Below are 2305 nucleotides of genomic sequence, written 5' to 3' on the forward strand. Positions count from 1 at the left end.
GCAGCCAGGCCCGCTGTGGGGCGGCGGTGCGGTGGTGGCCGAGCTGGCCTACAACCGCACCCTGGCCGTCACGCGCGACATCTTCGCGGCGGCCGACGGCAGCAGCCAGGGCATTGGCGGGCTGGACCCGAACACCACCAAGGGCGCCTTCGCATTGCGCATGCTGTTCGAGCCGCAGTACTTCCAGGTGCTGCCGGGACTGGACCTGTCGATCCCTGTGGGCGTGGGCTACAACTTCGGCGGCCGTTCGTCGGCCATCTTCAACTTCGCCGGCGGTGCCAGCAGCGCCGGCGACTACAGCATCGGCTTGAAGGGCACCTACCAGAACGACTGGAAGCTGGCGCTGACCTGCACCGACTACTTCGGTACCGCCAAGACCTTCACCGAGACGCTGGTTGCCGGCAGTGGCACGCCGCGCCAGCTCAGCTTCGGCCAGTCGCTGAAGGATCGGGCCTACCTTGCCTTCAGCGTTTCGCGCACCTTCTGAACCGCGCTCCACGGAGTATTCGCATGATCCGCAAGCAATTCCACGCATCCCTGCTGGCCGCCGCTGTGGCGCTGGCCTGGGCCGGCAATGCCGGCGCCGCCGTTTCGGCCGACGAAGCCGCACGCCTCAAGACCACGCTGACCCCGCTGGGTGCCGAGCGCGCCGGCAACAAGGACGGCAGCATCCCCGCCTGGGACGGCGGCGTGACCAAGGCACCCGCAGGCTACAAGCCTGGTGAACCCCGGCCAGACCCCTTCCCCGGCGAGAAGCCGCTCTACGCCATCAGCGCGAAGAACATGGCGCAATACGACGCGCGGCTGAGCGACGGCGTCAAGGCGCTGATGAAGCGCTACCCCGACTTCCGCATCGACGTCTACCCGACGCACCGCAGCGCCGCAGCGCCGCAATGGGTCTACGACAACACCTTCAAGAACGCCACGCGGGCCAAGCTGGTCGACGATGGCCAGGGCACCGAAGGCGCCTATGGCGGCACGCCATTCCCCATTCCCAAGGATGGCGACGAGGTGTTCCAGAACCACCGCCTGGCCTGGACCGGCACCTACATCCAGGCACCGGTGCGGGTCTGGGTCGTCACCGCCGATGGCCGCCGCGCCATGGCCTCCGGGGGCACGCAAAGCTTTCGCAAACAGTTCTACGACCCCGAGGGCAGCCTGGAGAAATTCGACGGCTACTCCCAGCTCGGCAAGTTCTCCGTCAGCGAGCCGGGCTCCAAGGCCGGCGAGGCCATCCTGGCGCACGACAACCTGAACGCCAGCAACCCGCGCGGCCTGTGGCAATACCTGGTGGGCCAGCGGCGCGTGCGCAAGGCGCCGTCCGTGGCCTATGACACGCCCGACTCGGTGACCTCCGGCATCGGCCTGTTCGACGAAGCCTTCATGCTCTTCGGCCCGAACGACAAGCACAAGCTCAAGCTGGTCGGCAAGCGCGAGCTCTACATCCCCTACAACAACAACCGCGCCGCCTCCGCCAAGGTCGCGGATCTCGTCACGCCCAACACGCTCAACCCGAGCCTGGTGCGCTGGGAACTGCACCGCGTGTGGGAGGTCGAGGCCACGCTGGCCGAGGGCAAGCGCCACGTGGTGCCCAAGCGCAAGTACTACGTCGACGAGGATTCCTGGCAGATCATCCTGTTCGACGGCTGGGACGCCAAGGGTGAACTCTGGCGCACCAACTACACGCTCACGCTGCTGGCGCCCGACATTCCGGCGCTGGTGGGCAACATGTTCTGGGGCGGCTACGACCTGCAGACCGGCGCCTACTACCTGATGGCCACGCCTGGCCAGACGCGCGCCGGCGACCGCTCGCGCCGCGACGACGACCGCCAGCTGATGCTCGAAGCCCTGCTGTCCGCCCGCCGCGTGCTTTACCTCAGCTGGGCTGGCCGCAATGCGCGTGACAACAGCGAACAGCCGCCTTCGGTGCTGCTGTCGCAGCTGCGCGACTACCTGGCCGCCGCCTGGGGCCAGGCCGCGGTGGAAGCGCGCAGCCATGAGCACCCGCTGCAGCCGTTCAGCCGCCGCTACTTCGAGCCCGGCAGCTCGGCGCACACCTGGGCCCGCGAATGGCGGCAAGCCCATGCCGAAGCGAAGCCCTCGGCCTTGCACGACGCGGCTGCGCCTGAGCAGCAGGGCACGCCGGTTGCGCTCACGCTGGACCTGCTCACCGCCTTCCTGCGCAACCCCGTCAAGGCCTTTTTCCGCCACCGCCTGCAGGTGGTGTTCGACCCGGACGAAGTGGAAGACGCCGACGACGAAGCCTTCGAGATCGCCGGGCTGGATGAGCATCAGTTGGTCGACG

2 protein-coding genes are annotated in these 2305 nt (G+C 68.1%); both read left to right on the forward strand.

Going from position 1 to position 2305, the window contains the following annotated elements; all coding sequences use genetic code 11:
* The coding region (locus FKP22_RS27620; protein ID WP_141291190.1) for a DUF1302 family protein at window positions 1–487 on the forward strand (487 nt) is incomplete at its 5' end.
* A gap of 23 nt (window positions 488–510) precedes the next feature.
* A partial coding sequence (locus FKP22_RS27625) for a DUF1329 domain-containing protein (RefSeq protein WP_141291192.1) occupies window positions 511–2305 on the forward strand: 1795 nt, incomplete at its 3' end.

Source organism: Ideonella azotifigens (assembly GCF_006519715.1).
Taxonomy (GTDB): domain Bacteria; phylum Pseudomonadota; class Gammaproteobacteria; order Burkholderiales; family Burkholderiaceae_C; genus Ideonella; species Ideonella azotifigens.